The sequence below is a fragment of the Pseudomonas sp. 10B238 genome (genome assembly GCF_000970615.1).
Classification (GTDB): Bacteria; Pseudomonadota; Gammaproteobacteria; order Pseudomonadales; family Pseudomonadaceae; genus Stutzerimonas.
The window spans coordinates 88,044-103,035 of sequence record NZ_KQ033935.1 but is presented as its reverse complement, the minus strand read 5'-3'; the positions used below and the strand labels follow the sequence as shown (position 1 = coordinate 103,035).

Genomic DNA, 14,992 nt, shown 5'->3' with positions numbered 1-14,992 from the left:
CAAAGTGTCCATCTCGCAGAAAGCACAAAGCCGCCGGCCGATGAAGGCCAGCGGCTAGCGACAGGGCTTAGAAGTCGTAGGTCAGGGTCGCCATGACGTTGCGGGATTCGCCGTAGTAGCACTGGTTGAGGCTATTGCAGGCCGCGACGTATTTCTCGTCGGTCAGGTTGTTCAGGTTCAGTTGCGCGCTGAGCCCGTCGAGCCCAACACGCGACAGGTCATAGCCCAGCATGGCGTCATAGAGCGTGTAGGACGGTATGCGCAGCGTGTTCTCCGCGTCCGCCCAGCTCTTGCCGAAGTAGCGCATGCCGCCACCGATCTGCAGGCCCGCGATTGCGCCCTGCTCGAAGGTGTAGTCAGTCCATAGCGATGCCATGTTGCGCGCCACCGCGTTGGGCGTATTGCCGCGGTTGTTGACCCCGGCGGTGCCGACGTAATCCTTGCTGTACTCGACGTCCATGTAGGTGTAGCTGGCGATGACGTTGAGGTTGTCCAGCGGGTTCACGCGCGCTTCGAGTTCCACGCCACGGGAGGTGATCTCGCCCACAGAGCGGAAGAAGTTCTCGTTGGAGTCCTTGCTGGACAGATTGGACTGTTTCAAATCGAACAGCGAAATCGTGTAGAGATCATCGGTGCCCAGCGGCTGATACTTCAGGCCGACTTCGACCTGCTCGCCTTCGGTCGGGTCAAGCAGGGTGATGTTGTAGGCACCGTTGCTGTAGTTATAAGCACCCGTCGCGTTGGGGTTGAACGACTCCGAATAGCTGACGTACGGCGACAGACCGTTGTCGAACGCATAGAGCACACCGACTCGCCCGGTGAATTGCTCGAGTTTGGATTGATCGGACTGGTCGCCGTACTGGGATTCGGTCTGATCGAAGGAAACGTCCACCCAGTCCTGACGCATGCCCAGGGAGAAACGCCAGTTGTTCAGGCTGATCAGATCCTGCACATAAAGGCCGGTTTGTTGCAGCTCCCGTGCCTCGTCGTACTGGTGATAAAACGCAAGACTGCCTGGGTTGGCCACGCTGGTGTAGGGGTTGACGGTGCCCACTCCGGTTGCCGCGTTGTAACTGACCTTGGCCTTGCGCCGTTGGTAATCCAGCCCAGTGACTAGGGTATGGCTGAGCGCACCGGTATCGAACAGGAACTGCAGCTGGTTATCCAGCGTCCAGGCATGCAATACCTCATCGGCACCCGTGTAGTAGCGCACCAACTCGTCAGTGGTGGCGTAGCCGTATTGGTAGACCTGACCTGACTCAACGGTGGAATCGAGGTACTGGAAGTTCTGCCGCGCCGACACCGTATCGTTGAAGCGGTGTTCCAGCTGATAGCCGACCATCTGCTGGTCGCGCTCGAACTGCTCGTAGTCCTCGTCGCCCTCGAAGAAGCTGCGCGAGATGCGCTGGCCGTTGTGGGAGGTGACGGTGCCGTCGGCTGGGAGGCCCCCGTGATATCCGCTTTCAGGATCGCGCTGGAGCATTGCCTGCAGCGTGAGCCGGGTGTCTTCGGTGAAGTCGATGCTCAGCGAGGGCATCACGGCGTAACGCTGTTCCTCAATGCCATCGACCTGGTTGTCGGCATCCTTCGCGACACCGACCAGGCGGTAGGCAATGCGCTCGTCTTCCAACGGCCCGGTGAAGTCGAATGCGACCTGCTTGTTGTCCTCACTGCCGTAGGACAGACGTATCTGCCGACTCGTCTGGTATTGCGGCTTCTTGCTAGTCATCGCCACCAGTCCGCCCGGTAGGCTGCGCCCGTAGAGCACCGACGACGGTCCCTTGAGAATGTCGATACGCTCGATGAAATACGGGTCGACCTGCAGGCTGCTGTAGGTGCCGCTATCACCCAGCAGCTTCTGGCCGTCGAGGTAGAGGTTATCCACCGAGCCGTCGGTGATACCACGCATGGCAACGTAGTCGTATCGGGTCGTCGCGCCATAGGGCGTGCTCATCAGACCTGGCGTGTATCGAACCGCCTGCGCGATGGAGCGCGAGCCTTGGTCCTCAATCTGCTGGCGCGTGACCACGGACACGGTCTGGGACGTTTCAGCCAAGGGCATGCTCGTCTTGGTCGCCACGCTGCTGTGCGTCGCCTTGTAGCCGTCCATCTCACCCAGTGCGTTTCCCAGCGCGAAGCCCTCGACCACCATGGGCTTGAGCTCCACGGCTCCGGCTTGCTCGCGAGCCGGCACCAGCGAATAGGTCCCGCGCTCGTCACGGACCGCCTGCAAACCGCTGCCGCGCAGCAAGGTTTGAAAGCCCTCATCCACGCCGTACTGGCCCTGCAAACCGCTGGAGTCGCGGCGGTCCACGAGGCTGCCATCGACGGACAGCATCACCCCCGCCTCGCCCGCGAAACGGCTCAGTGCGCTGGACAGGGAACCGGCTGGGATGTCATAGCGCCGTGCAGTTTGCTCAGCCGCCGATTGCGCCAGAGCCACAGGAGCGGCAGCAATCGCCGTCAGTGGCAAACAGAGCAGCGCGGCACGGACGGCCCGAGACAGTGGGTTGGAACGGCGGGGAGGCAAGGCATTGGAGCGCATGATTCTTCCTTTCTGCGAAGGCAAATTCGGGATCGATGCGGTTATGCCCAGCGAGCGAAAAGAAAAGGGAACCACCCAACGAAATATTTTTGCTCTGGCTCCACTAGCGTGGCTATGCCGGCTCCAGGCTTACCCACCAGGGCAGCCGGCGATTCACGCGCAGCGACAGCGTGCTGGCAACCACGTCCAGCACTCGGTCGGTATCGGCCAGTGGGTAGGCACCGACGACACGCAAGCCGGCAATCCGAGGATCGCAACCCAGGTAACCCTGCCGATAGCGCCCCACTTCGGCGATGAACTCATCCAGGCGAAGGTTATCGGCAAGCAGTACCCTGCTCGCCCAGGCCTGCCGTCCCGATTGAACCGGACGTTCAGCCTCGATGCGAAGGTCGGTGAAGTCCAGCTGCTGTCCTTGGTGCGCCATGCGCGATCGGCCGTTGGCGGGCCGGGCCTCGACAGCGCCATCGAAAACGCTGAGCCGGGTATGCCCGTCGCGCTGCAACACCGAAAACCGCGCAGCAGCTTCGGCCTTCACGCTGCCCTCGGCGGTGCGCAGCAACAAGGGACGCCGTTCGTGGCTCACCTGCACCAACAGCTCGCCCCGGTAAAGCGACAGTTGGCGAACCTGATCATTGAGCGCGACGTCCACGGCGCTGTTGGTGTTCAGCCTCAGGTGCGAACCCTCGGGCAATTGCCAATCGCGCACCTCGCCCACCGCCGTGCGTTGATCGGCCGTCCAGCTGCGCCAGGGCGTGCCGCCGCCCGCCAGAGCCAGAACACCACCACCGAAAACGACGGACAGGGTTTTCAGCGCCTGCCGTCGTGTCGGCTGCCGACGCTGCATCAAGCTGCTCGCCTCGACGCCAAACGGATCGCGGGAGAGCGGCTCGAAACGGCCGCTGATCTGCTCGACACGCTGCCACGCCCGATCGTGCTCCGGATCGCTGAGCCAGCGCCGCCAGGCTTGGCGGTCGTCATCGCTAACGGTGTCCGACTGCAGTACAGCAAACCACTGGGCAGCTGCCTGCAGTACCTGGTAATCGAGATTCACGCGTCGTCCTCGATCAGGGTCAGGCAGTGCAGCATGGCCTGCGCCATGTACTTTTTGACCATCCGCTCGGACACGCCAACCTCCAGCGCGATGGCTGCGTAAGTCAGGCCATGCAGCTGCGACAGAAGAAACGCGCGCCGCACCTTTTCCGGCAGGCGAGCCAGCATGGCCTCGACCTGCATCAGCGTTTCGACCACCAGCGCCTGGGATTCCGGTGACGGCGCGACCGCCTCGGGTTGCAGCGCGATGGCTTCCAGATACGCCTGCTCGATCTGCCGCCGACGCCAATGGTTGATCAACAGGCCACGGGCGATTATGTGCAGGTAGGCGCGCGGTTCACGGATCGCATCCAGCCCCTGATCCTTGCTCAGCACCCGAACGAAGGTGTCCTGAGCCAAGTCGGCGGCCTTCTGGCTGCAGCCCAGCTGGCGCCGCAACCAACCGTTCAGCCAGCCCTGATGGTCGACATAGAGCCGATGCACCAGTTGTTGCCGAACCAACCCGTCAGCTGCCATGTTTCGCCGCCTTTCACTCGAAGGACGCTAATGCTAACGCTTCTCATCAACAAAAGACCACGAGGTTTTCTTCTTTGGTGTTTCAATCGCGGGTTGGGGCTTTTGGATGGCTGGACTAGGCTATCGGACATCTGACTGCAGGAGATCCCTTATGATCCGCTTCGCCTGGCTCACCCTAGCTGCACTATCCGCCGCCTCCCTGCCCGCTCAGGCTGAGCAGTTGCTGCCTGGTCTATGGGAGTTCACCAGTGAAAAACTGGTCGTGGACGGCATGGAAATGCCGGGCATGGCCGAAATGCTGGCGCAGATGAAAGAGCTGCCGCCCGAACAGCGCAAGATGATGGAGAGCATGCTCGCCGAACAAGGCGTTGAGCTGGGTTCCGGTGGCATTCGGCTCTGCCTGAGCGAAGCTCAGGTCGAATCACGCAAGCTGCCCTTCCAGGACGAGCCCGGCTGCACGCAGGAAGTGCTCGAGCAGACCGACAGCCTGTGGCGATTCCGTTTCGAGTGCCCGGATGCGAAGGGCCAGGGCGAGACGAAGATCATCAGCAACCGGGAAGTGGCCAACATGATCGAGACGACGTACGCCGTGGGTGAACAGCAGGGCACCAGCCGGATGCAGTCGCGCGGCCAGTGGCTCGGCGAGGACTGCGGTACGCTGAAGCCTCAGAGCTAGCTAACGCGGACGTTTCACGTGGAACGCAACGCCCAGAGCTAGGTGGTTATTCAGTCACCCATTCGCCGGCGCTGTTCTGCTCGCAGGCGGGCTTCAGAAAACGTGCATCGCTGGCCACGCCGTAATAATGAATGTCCTGGCGATACGGCATGTTGGATACCTGAGCGTTGCGGCAGATACCGAAGGACCCAGCTGGGCATTGCTCGACGAAGGTCACTTCAACCTTCTTGTCTTTAAGAGCAGGCTGGCAAAAACCGGTGCGGAACAGCGTTTCAGGAATGCTTTGATTCTGCTGGCAGACCTTCACTTCAACCCGATCATCCTGGCTGCGAACAATGCAGCCTTCTGCAAACGCCTCGGCGCAAAGCCCCACCATCATTAGCAGCACGTACAGCGAACGCATCACCGGTTCCTCCCGATCGGACGTCGCGACTCTAGCATGCAGGTCTGAAAACCGCTTTCCTCTGTTCAGCAGAATGCGCACCATAGCGCGATGCTCTCCCATATCCCGACACATCTCATCAGCGGCTCACTTGGTGCTGGCAAGACCAGCCTGATACGCGCCCTGCTGGCGCAGCGGCCTTCCAACGAGCGCTGGGCGATCCTGATCAACGAGTTCGGACAGATCGGGCTCGATGCAGCGCTGCTGAGCACCGACGACGCAGGCGTGAGCCTGACGGAAGTCGCCGGTGGATGCCTGTGCTGCGTGAACGGCGTGCCCTTCCAGGTGGGTCTGGGTCGACTCCTGCGCAAAGCAAAGCCGGACCGATTGTTCATCGAACCCTCTGGCCTGGGCCATCCTGCCGAGCTGCTCGATCAACTGGCAGGCCCACCGTGGCGAGACGTGTTAGCGCTGCAGCCCAGCGTGGCGGTCATTGATGGGCCGGCGCTGCTGCGTGGCGAAAAGCTCCCGGTGAGTCAGACGCAATCGCTGCAGCGTTGTGGCTTGCTGGTGATAAACAAGAGCGAAGATTTAGGGCAAGCCGAACGACGGGCAGTGCAAGCGCTGCTGCCAGCGATACCGATCTGCTGGACGCAACAGGGACAGCTGCCGATCACGGAGTTGCCGGGCATCGGTCAGCGCGCTGGGCACGCGGTGACCATGCCTGCGTTGCCCTCCTCTATAGCCACCCTTGGCAGTGTCTGGCTCGACCCGCAGCAACCGCTCTGCCAGAGCCAGGGAAATGCCGAAGGCTGGAGCATTGGCTGGCGTTGGCACCCCAGCCAGCGCTTTGATTTGGAGCGGGTAACAGCATGGCTGGAATCGCTGGACTGGTGCCGTGCCAAGCTGGTTATACAGGGTGCACAGGGCTGGCAATCACTTAACGCACTGGGTGGCCAAAGCCTGGTCTTCAGGCCCAGCGAATGGCGCAAGGATTCTCGCCTCGAACTGATCTTCGCAGAGCCCCAGAATGAAAAACGTCTGAATGACGCGATGATCGCCTGTCGTCTATGAGCTGTACGCCTACTCGCCTCGACGGCGCCATTCGTCCATCTGGATGATCTGCCCTGAATCCTGACGCGCGGGAAACGGATGCGCCTCCATTTCGATGGGGCCCTGGCGTCCACCAAACATCACGATGCTGCCCTGATGGCGCTGCTCGCCAGTCACCGTGAACTCGAAACCGTAGACCCGCGCGAAGCGGCGATAACCGCGCGCATCACGAATCAGCCCGAGACGGCGAAAGGCTACGTTCCCATCGAGCAGTTCTACATCCATCTTTTTACAATGCTGCCGCACCGCGATGAGCGCCCTTTCGCGAATGCCATGGGAGTGCCACAGCCAGGCGCCAGCGGAGAGCAGCAGGAGAAAGACGAACAGGTTGCCGAGGGTCATCATGCGTGCGGCAGCCAGCTGCCGGCGCACGGCCGGCGCGTGGTGGCCGAGACGTCCATCAACTCTCCAGCCAAACGTCGCGCGCCCAGTGCCAGACCGACTCCCAGCTTTCGTCCGTCATCTCATGCTCGCTGCCATTGAACAGCATGACCTCACCTTCAAGATCGACTACATAAAAGTCCGGCCCGTCCTGGCAGAGAGGTAGCAGGTCTCGCTCCACGCCTGCGTCCCAAGCGCTCGCGGCCACTTCGGGCAGATAGGTGTGCGATTGCGGATCGACGGCAGTTACCGGTTCCAGACGCCCATAGATCACATCGCTGACGGTGAGCAGATACTCGCGCAGACCAAAGGGTAAGTTGATTAGCAACTCCTCCTCGACCTCGACCAACCGGTCATCGTCCGGCAACTCGAGCGGTACCGGTACCGGCTCGCTTAGCTCACGCAGCTGCTCGATCACTTCCTCCATGACGGTCCCCCTTTGACGGTCTTAAGAATGCGCCGTTTATACAAGCCCTCGCATTGGCTAGCCAGTACCAGTCGCGCTAAAGTATTTGCCGTTTTGAAAAAATGGCGCACCGGCAGGTTTCGCAGCTAATCATTAATCCGTCTTGCAGTCTCAGACCATAAGGTAGCAACCGCAATTGGTGCCTGCTCGTCGCCATTAGCCCGTACCGGGGCGGACAGGAGAAATTGTGGCATCCATCGAAGACCAAGACATGCTCGCCAAGGCCATTGCCCAATGCGGCGATGAGCCCATCCATATCCCCGGCAGCATTCAGCCCCACGGCTTTCTGCTGGTGCTCAGCGAGCCAAGACTGACGATTACCCAGGCCAGCGAAAACGTTCGTGACTGGCTTGGCGTCGATGCGCACATGCTGCTGGGTCAGCCTCTGACGGAACTCATCGGTGACTGCGGCTTTTCCGAAGGGCTCGCCAGTCTGACTGACGATGACCACAATCCCTTTCATCTGCGAGACATCAATTTCAACCTGCCTGGCCGAAGCAACCATCCGCCGCTGGCTCTTATGGCGCACCGTTACCACGGCAAGCTGATCGTCGAATTCGAATCAGCCGGCAGCCCAGGCGCGGCATACGACAAGCTATACCCCTTGATGCGCACTTTCGTCGTGCAGCTGCAGGAGGCGCAAGACCTTCAATACATCTGCCAACTGGCCGTTGATGAGGTCAAGCGCATCACCGGGTTCGGTCGGGTCAAAGCCTATCGGTTCGACGCCCAGGGCAACGGCCATGTGTTGGCAGAACAGGCTGACGAAGGTTATCCGCATTATCTGGGCCTGTGCTTTCCCGCCTCGGATATCCCGCCACAGGCACGCCAACTCTACTGCAACAACCTGATCCGCGTGATCCAGGACGCCAATTACAAACCCTCTCCGGTCGTACCCACGCTCACCCCCGACGGAGAGCCGCTGGACCTGAGTTTCGCCTCGTTGCGCAGCGTGTCGCCGGTTCACCTGCAATACATGCGCAACATGGGCACGCTGGCTTCGATGTCGATCTCCATCGTCATTCAGGGGCGCCTGTGGGGTCTGATCTCCTGCCACGATGCCAGGCCTCGCCAGGTCAACTACCAGACCCGAACGGCCTGCGAACTCCTTGGACGCATTATGTCGCTGCAAATCGAAGCCAAGGAAGCAGCAACCCTGGCGCAGCGCAAGCTCGAACTGCGACGGCAGATCGTCGAAATGCTCTCGTCAATGGCCGACCGCGACAGCGTTATTGAAGGCTTCAAGTGCCTGCCGAAGGTCGTACTGGATTTCGCCGGTGCGGTCGGTAGCGCCATCGTCTCCGGCGAACACTCCGAACCGGTGGGCGAAACGCCGCCGGCAGCCTTACTGGTGCGACTCACTCATTGGCTGTCCCAGCAGCGCGACCAGCTGGTGTTCAGCACCGACTGCGTCAGCCGAGATGTACCGGCTATTCCTGAACTGGCCGAGCATTGCGCCGGCTTGCTGGCCATTTCTATCTCCCGCCTGCACCCCCATTACCTGATCTGGTTCCGACGCGAACAGATCAAGACGGTCAATTGGGCCGGCCAGCCAGAGAAACGCATCGACAGTAAGGGCAGCCTGTCGCCACGCCACAGCTTTGCAAGCTGGCAGGAGACCGTACGCGGCTATGCGTCACCTTGGCAGCAAGTAGAGTTGGAGGGTGCGCTGGAGCTGCGTACCGCGGTGCTCGGTATCGTCCTGCGCAAGGCAGAAGAGATGGCCCAGCTGGCGGGCGAGCTGCGCGAAAGTAACAAGGAACTCGAGTCGTTTTCATACAGCGTTTCCCACGACCTACGGGCGCCGTTGCGGCATATTGCCGGGTACGCCGAGCTGCTCGGTGAGCTTGAAGGCAGCAAGCTCAGCGAACGTGGCCTGCGCTTTCTAGACAATATCGGCGATGCGGCCCGATTTGCAGGGACCCTCGTCGACAACTTGCTGAGCTTTTCCCAGATGGGCCGCGCCGCGCTGCGCTTGTCCGATGTGAATCTTTCCGCGCTGGTTGAATCCATTCGTCAGGAAATGGCACCGGACTGCGACGGCCGCGAAATAGAATGGCACGTTCATCCCCTGCCTATCGTGGTCGCCGACGCTGCTTTCATCCACATGGCGTTGCGCAACCTGATCTCGAACGCGATCAAGTACAGCCGCAAACGCGAGCGCGCAATCATCGAAATCGGCGCCGAAGAGCGCGCTGAAGAGATCATCGTCTACGTCCGCGACAACGGTGTGGGCTTCAACATGCAATACGCCAACAAACTGTTCGGCGTCTTTCAGCGCCTGCATCGCATGGAAGAATTCGAAGGCACTGGGATTGGTCTCGCCAGCGTGCGCCGCATCATCGAACGCCATGATGGTCAGGTCTGGGCCAACGGCGAGGTTAACCAGGGCGCAACCTTCTTCTTTTCGCTCCCCAGACTTACCTACGCGTCACCCATTTAGTACGGGACTCTAGATGCTCAAACCGATTCTGCTGGTAGAGGACAATCCACACGATCTCGAGCTGACCTTGGTTGCGCTCGAGCGCAGCCAGTTGGCCAATGACGTGATTGTCATGCGTGATGGTGCCGAGGCGCTGGATTACCTGCTCCGCCGCGGCGATCACGCCGGCCGCGCCGATGGCAACCCAGCCGTGCTCCTGCTCGACCTCAAGCTGCCTAAAGTCGACGGGCTGGAGGTGCTGAAGAACGTACGCGACACGCCTGATCTACGCAGTATCCCAGTGGTGATGCTCACCTCCTCTCGTGAAGAGCCCGATCTGGTCAGGGCTTATGAACTCGGAGTGAACGCTTACGTGGTCAAGCCGGTCGAATTCCGAGATTTCGTCGCCGCCATCTCCGATCTGGGGATTTTCTGGGCCGTGCTAAACGAGCCGCCACCCGGATCGCTGCGGTTGCAGCGCCAACTTCGGGATCGCAAGAGCAGCGAGGAGCCGAGCTAAAACGCTCATGTTTAAGGCTCCTAAGCAGAACTCCTTTCAAGTAGTGCGGTATCCGCGACAGGATGGTTATGCCGGCGACAACACCTATCTGCGTCCTGTTTGTTGAAGACAGCCCGCACGACGCTGAACTGGCGCTCGTCACGCTCGAAAGGAGCGGCTACACCGTCGATAGCGAAGTGGTTTTCGACCACGCGGGCGTAGTCGAAGCCTTGCAACGTCGCTCCTTCGATCTGATTCTTTCCGACTTCATCCTCCCCGGTTATTCCGGCAGCCTGGTACTGCAGGAAGCTAGGCAACTGGCGCCCGAAACGCCGTTCATCTTTCTGTCCGGTGTGTTCGGCGAAGAACATGCGGTCAACATGATGCGATCGGGCGCCGTCGACTATGTGCTCAAGCAGAACCTTGGATTTCTGCCGAAGGCGGTCGAGCGGGCTCTCAGTGAGGTGCAGGAACGGCGCGGGCGCCTCCGCGCAGAAGAAGCGTTGCGTGAGGTCGAGGTAAGAGCCCGATTGGCAATCGATGCTGCCGGGCTCGGCATGTGGGATTACGAACCACAAAACGGCACGATGATCCTAGACCGGCGCTGTCGGAGCATGTTCGGCTTACCGGGCGAGGCGCCGGTGGACATCCAGGTATTCGAGTCGCTGTGCCACCCCGACGACTTGCAGCGTATGCGCGAGCATATCTGGGACGCCATCAGCACCGACGATGGCGACAAGGAATACACCACCGACTATCGGATCATGCTTGAGTGCGGCCAGGTCCGCTGGTTCGAAACCCGCGGTCAGGCGTTTTTTGAAGATGGACTGTGTAAACGCTTCATCGGTGTAGTGATGGACGTGACCGAGCAGCGGCTGGCGACCGAAGCGCTCAAGCGCATGAACGAAACCTTGGGTGAGCGTGTGGAAGAGCGCACCCGGGAACGTGACCGCACCTGGGAGCTGTCCAGAGACCTGCTTGCCGTCATGCGGTTCGACACCACCGTGCTTGCGCTCAACCCCGCCTGGGAGGAAGCGCTTGGCTGGCCGCGTGAACAGCTGCTCAATACGCCGTTGTGGTCGCTGGTTCATACCGATGACCTCACAGCGACTCACGCAGAAACCGAACGGATTCGCAGCGGCAACGTCACCGACCGCTTCGTCAACCGCATGCAACATTGCGATGGCAGCTACCGCTGGCTGTCCTGGACTGCGGTACCGGAGGCGGGAATGATGTACGCCGCCGCGCGCGACATCACCAGCGAAATTGCAGCGGTGGACAAGCTCGCGGCGGCCAACCGCGAATTGACCGAACAGATCAAAGAGCGCGAGCGCATCGAAGCCACCCTGCAGCAGATGCAACGGCTCGAGGCGGTTGGCCAGCTCACGGCGGGCGTCGCACATGACTTCAACAATCTGCTGACGGTGATCCTGACCAGCGCCAGCTTCCTCAAAAATGATCTGGAACGAGGCGCGCCACTGGCTAAATCGCTCAGCCGCCTCCAGTACATCCAGGAATCCGGCGAACGCGGCGCAACCCTGACCAGTCAGCTGCTTGCGTTCGCTCGCAGACAGCAACTCGCCCCCAAAGCTGTGGACCTGAACGACACACTGGTCGGTCTCTTGAGCCTGTTGCACAGCACCCTGGGCGGTTCCGTGACCATCGAAACCGACACCCGTGCAGGACTCTGGCACGCGCTGGTCGACCCTACACAGATCGAGATGATCATCCTCAATCTCGCCATCAACGCACGCGACGCTATGGGCTCCGGCGGCTGCCTCACGCTGCGTACCGACAACGCGGTGATCACCGCACCAGCGGAGCGGGCGGAAGAACCTGGGCCAGGCGAGTACGTCGTCCTCTCGGTGAAGGACACCGGTTCAGGCATGAGCGACGAGGTGCTGCAAAAAGCTTTCGAGCCCTTCTTCACGACCAAGGAAGTGGGTAAAGGCTCAGGGCTCGGTTTGGCGCAAGTGTTCGGTTTCGCCAAGCAATCCGGTGGCGGAGCGCGCATCGAGACTGAGCTGGGCGTCGGTACCACAGTGATGGTCTATCTGCCTCGAGTGACCGCACCGGAACGCAGCCTCGGCGTCCCGGACCATGAGCTGGGCACGCCCGTCGACGACGCCTCGTATAAAGTGCTGCTGGTCGACGACGATCCCGCCGTGCGCGAAGTAACCGCACAGATGCTGAGCAATCTGGGCTACGCAGTGGTTCAGGCCGACGGTGGTCGTATGGCCTTGGAGATGCTCGAACAGGGCGCGGCGGTGGATCTGCTGCTTGCAGATTTCGCCATGCCAGGCATGAACGGGGGTGAACTCGCCCGTGCAGTCTCGTCTCGCTATCCCAAGCTGCCCGTGGTGTTCATCACCGGGTACGCCGAGCTCGGCGAACTGGGTATGGGTAGCTCGACCATCATCCAGAAGCCCTTTCGTGAAGAACACTTGGTGCGAAAGCTGAGCATGGTTCTGAAAGAAAGCAGCTCGGCCTGATGGACAGTGTGCGAAATCGCCTGCGCGCAGCCACCACGCTTCAGCATGAACGCGTCGACGCTGCCTTTTCGGCCTATCCGCTGGATCAGACCGAAGGCTACCGAGCTTTTCTACAGGCCCATGCGCAAGCGCTCATCCCGTTAGAACTCACGCTGGAGCAGGCGGGCATCGAAACGATGCTCAATGACTGGTCCCAGCGCAGCAGGCGTCAGGCATTGCTTGCAGATCTGCAGGCGTTGGGTTGTACGGAACCCACGTCAGCGCAGGCTGACACAGCACCCTCATCCGGTTGGTGCTGGGGCGCAGCATACGTCATTGAAGGGTCACGCCTGGGTGGACGTGTACTGGCACGACGCGTGGCAGAAGCCAACCCCTCCGCCCCGCTACGCTATCTAAGTCACGGCAACGCAACGCCGTTTTGGCCGAGCTTTCTGCAGGAGCTGGAACAGCAGGCAGCGGCCTGCGGTTGGTCCGAGGTGCTGGCCGGTGCGCATGCATCCTTCGAACGCTTCCTGAGCGCAGCCCGGTCGAACAGGCCGTAAAACAGAAAAGCCCTTTCGGGCTTTTCTGCTTACAACAGACGTTGAGGACCTCAACCGCTATTCCACGGTTACTGATTTGGCCAGGTTGCGCGGCTGATCGACGTCAGTGCCCCGCAGGACAGCGACGTAGTAGGAAAGCAGCTGCAAGGGGATGGTATAGAGGATCGGCGCCAGCACGTCGTGAATGTGCGGCATGCTGACAATAAAGGTGCCCTCGCCGTTTTCGATGCCCGCTTCGCGGTCCGCGAAAACAATCAGCTCTCCGCCGCGCGCGCGCACTTCCTGGAGGTTGGATTTAAGCTTTTCCAGCAACTCATTGTTCGGTGCCACGGTAACCACTGGCATGTCTGCGTCGACCAGCGCCAAGGGGCCATGCTTGAGCTCACCGGCCGGATAGGCCTCGGCGTGAATGTAGGAAATCTCCTTGAGCTTCAGCGCGCCTTCCATGGCCACCGGATACTGCGCACCTCGGCCGAGAAACAAGGTGTGGTGCTTCTCGGCAAAGTGCTCGGAGATCTTTTCCACCGTGGTATCCATGGCCAGCGCCTCACCGAGACGCGTCGGTAGGCGGCGCAATTCGTCGATCAGCTCCGCTTCCAGAGCCGGCGCCAAGGTGCCGCGTACCTGACCCAGCGACAGGGTCAGCAGCAACAGGCCAACCAGCTGAGTGGTGAACGCCTTGGTCGAGGCCACGCCGATCTCCGGACCGGCCTGGGTCAACAGGGTCAGGTCTGACTCGCGGACCAGCGAGCTGATACCAACGTTGCAGATGGCCAGACTGGCGAGGTAACGCCCTTCCCCTTCGGTACGTGACTTGGCGTTGCGCAGCGCGGCGAGCGAATCAGCGGTTTCGCCAGACTGGGAAATGGTGACGAACAGGGTGTCGGGCTGCACCACAACCTTGCGGTAGCGAAATTCGCTGGCGACCTCTACCTGACACGGAATACCAGCCAGCTCTTCCAGCCAGTAGCGAGCAACCATTCCGGCGTGATAGCTAGTGCCACAGGCGACGATCTGCACGTTACGCACCTTGGCGAACAACTCCGCCGCCTGCGGGCCGAACGCCTGAACCAACACCTGATGATCACCAAGGCGGCCTTCGAGGGTGCGTTGCACCACCTTGGGCTGCTCATGAATTTCCTTGAGCATGAAATGCCGATACTCGCCCTTGTCTGCTGCCTCGGCGCCCTCGTGGTATTGCACGCTTTCACGCTCAACGGCCTGGCCGTCGACGTCCCAGATCTTCACGCTGTCGCGGCGGATCTCGGCAATGTCACCTTCTTCCAGGTACATGAAACGGTCGGTCACCTGACGCAGAGCCAGCTGATCGGAGGCGAGGAAATTCTCACCCAGCCCCAGGCCGATCACCAGCGGGCTGCCGCTGCGGGCGGCGAGCAAACGATCGGGCTGCTTAGCGCTGACCACAGCCAGGCCATAGGCGCCATGCAGCTCCTTGACCGCTGACTTCAGGGCGACGGTCAGATCGCCCAACTCGCCGAGCTTGTGGTGCAGCAGATGGACAATGACTTCAGTATCGGTATCTGAGAGGAAGGTATAACCCAACCCCTTCAATTGCTGACGCAGCGCCTCGTGGTTTTCGATGATGCCGTTGTGCACCACCGCGAGGTCGTCGCCGGAAAAGTGTGGATGGGCGTTGCGCTCGCAAGGTGCTCCATGGGTCGCCCAACGGGTATGCGCAATACCCAGGCGACCAGTGAGCTGCTCTTCCTGTTGAGCCTGTTCCAGCTCGGCGACCTTGCCGGAACGTCGCAGACGGTGCAGGTGGCAACCGTCGTCCAGCACGGCGACGCCAGCGCTGTCATAGCCACGGTATTCCAGGCGCTTGAGGCCTTCGAGCAGGATCGGGGTGATATTGCGTTCAGCGACGGCGCCAACGATGCCACACAT

General features: G+C 60.9%; 13 protein-coding genes. 6 read left to right on the top strand and 7 right to left on the bottom strand.

Features of this window, described 5'->3' with window-relative positions:
* Positions 1 to 67 precede the first annotated feature (67 nt).
* From RT21_RS14725 to RT21_RS14715, 3 genes are all read right to left on the bottom strand, one after another.
* On the bottom strand, positions 68 to 2,545 hold the full coding sequence (locus RT21_RS14725) for a TonB-dependent siderophore receptor (RefSeq protein WP_046163295.1): 2,478 nt from the start codon (positions 2,543 to 2,545) through the stop codon (positions 68 to 70).
* Between the two features lie 112 nt (positions 2,546 to 2,657).
* Positions 2,658 to 3,596, bottom strand: coding sequence for a FecR domain-containing protein (locus tag RT21_RS14720; protein ID WP_046163294.1), 939 nt, complete (start codon positions 3,594 to 3,596; stop codon positions 2,658 to 2,660).
* Positions 3,593 to 4,111 carry a sigma-70 family RNA polymerase sigma factor gene (locus RT21_RS14715; RefSeq protein ID WP_046163293.1) on the bottom strand — a complete coding sequence of 173 codons (519 nt, stop codon included), beginning with the start codon at positions 4,109 to 4,111 and terminating at the stop codon, positions 3,593 to 3,595. Before RT21_RS14715 ends, RT21_RS14720 begins: the two co-directional genes overlap by 4 nt.
* 151 nt (positions 4,112 to 4,262) lie before the next feature.
* On the opposite strand from RT21_RS14715, the gene RT21_RS14710 reads away from it, so the two are divergent.
* Entirely contained in the window at positions 4,263 to 4,787 is a 525-nt protein-coding gene (locus tag RT21_RS14710) for a DUF3617 domain-containing protein (protein ID WP_046163292.1), read from the top strand.
* A gap of 46 nt (positions 4,788 to 4,833) precedes the next feature.
* Here RT21_RS14710 and RT21_RS14705 read toward each other — a convergent pair whose 3' ends face one another.
* The gene (locus RT21_RS14705; RefSeq protein WP_046163291.1) at positions 4,834 to 5,190 is read right to left on the bottom strand and encodes a hypothetical protein; all 357 of its coding nucleotides are present in this window, start codon (positions 5,188 to 5,190) and stop codon (positions 4,834 to 4,836) included.
* A gap of 90 nt (positions 5,191 to 5,280) precedes the next feature.
* Here RT21_RS14705 and RT21_RS14700 point away from each other — a divergent pair, with 90 nt between their 5' ends.
* Positions 5,281 to 6,243 (top strand): CobW family GTP-binding protein, encoded by a 963-nt coding sequence (locus RT21_RS14700; RefSeq protein WP_046163290.1) that lies wholly within the window; start codon positions 5,281 to 5,283, stop codon positions 6,241 to 6,243.
* A gap of 9 nt (positions 6,244 to 6,252) precedes the next feature.
* Here the strand turns inward: RT21_RS14700 and RT21_RS14695 are convergent, their stop codons facing one another.
* Both RT21_RS14695 and RT21_RS14690 read right to left on the bottom strand, forming a co-directional pair.
* The gene (locus tag RT21_RS14695; protein ID WP_046163396.1) at positions 6,253 to 6,627 is read right to left on the bottom strand and encodes a DUF3301 domain-containing protein; all 375 of its coding nucleotides are present in this window, start codon (positions 6,625 to 6,627) and stop codon (positions 6,253 to 6,255) included.
* A 55-nt stretch (positions 6,628 to 6,682) separates the two neighbouring features.
* A complete protein-coding gene (locus RT21_RS14690) occupies positions 6,683 to 7,090 on the bottom strand; it encodes an SMI1/KNR4 family protein (protein ID WP_046163289.1) in 408 nt (135 codons plus the stop codon).
* 226 nt (positions 7,091 to 7,316) lie between these two features.
* Between RT21_RS14690 and RT21_RS14685 the strand changes: the two genes are divergently transcribed.
* The 4 genes from RT21_RS14685 (at position 7,317) to RT21_RS14670 (ending at position 13,084) form a co-directional block, all read left to right on the top strand.
* Entirely contained in the window at positions 7,317 to 9,572 is a 2,256-nt protein-coding gene (locus RT21_RS14685) for an ATP-binding protein (RefSeq protein WP_046163288.1), read from the top strand.
* A gap of 13 nt (positions 9,573 to 9,585) precedes the next feature.
* Positions 9,586 to 10,071 (top strand): response regulator, encoded by a 486-nt coding sequence (locus RT21_RS14680; RefSeq protein WP_046163287.1) that lies wholly within the window; start codon positions 9,586 to 9,588, stop codon positions 10,069 to 10,071.
* 68 nt (positions 10,072 to 10,139) lie between these two features.
* Positions 10,140 to 12,542 (top strand): hybrid sensor histidine kinase/response regulator, encoded by a 2,403-nt coding sequence (locus tag RT21_RS14675; RefSeq protein ID WP_046163286.1) that lies wholly within the window; start codon positions 10,140 to 10,142, stop codon positions 12,540 to 12,542.
* On the top strand, positions 12,542 to 13,084 hold the full coding sequence (locus RT21_RS14670; protein ID WP_046163285.1) for a biliverdin-producing heme oxygenase: 543 nt from the start codon (positions 12,542 to 12,544) through the stop codon (positions 13,082 to 13,084). Before RT21_RS14675 ends, RT21_RS14670 begins: the two co-directional genes overlap by 1 nt.
* Before the next feature lie 57 nt (positions 13,085 to 13,141).
* Here the strand turns inward: RT21_RS14670 and glmS are convergent, their stop codons facing one another.
* Positions 13,142 to 14,992, bottom strand: coding sequence for a glutamine--fructose-6-phosphate transaminase (isomerizing) (gene glmS, locus RT21_RS14665; RefSeq protein ID WP_046163284.1), 1,851 nt, complete (start codon positions 14,990 to 14,992; stop codon positions 13,142 to 13,144).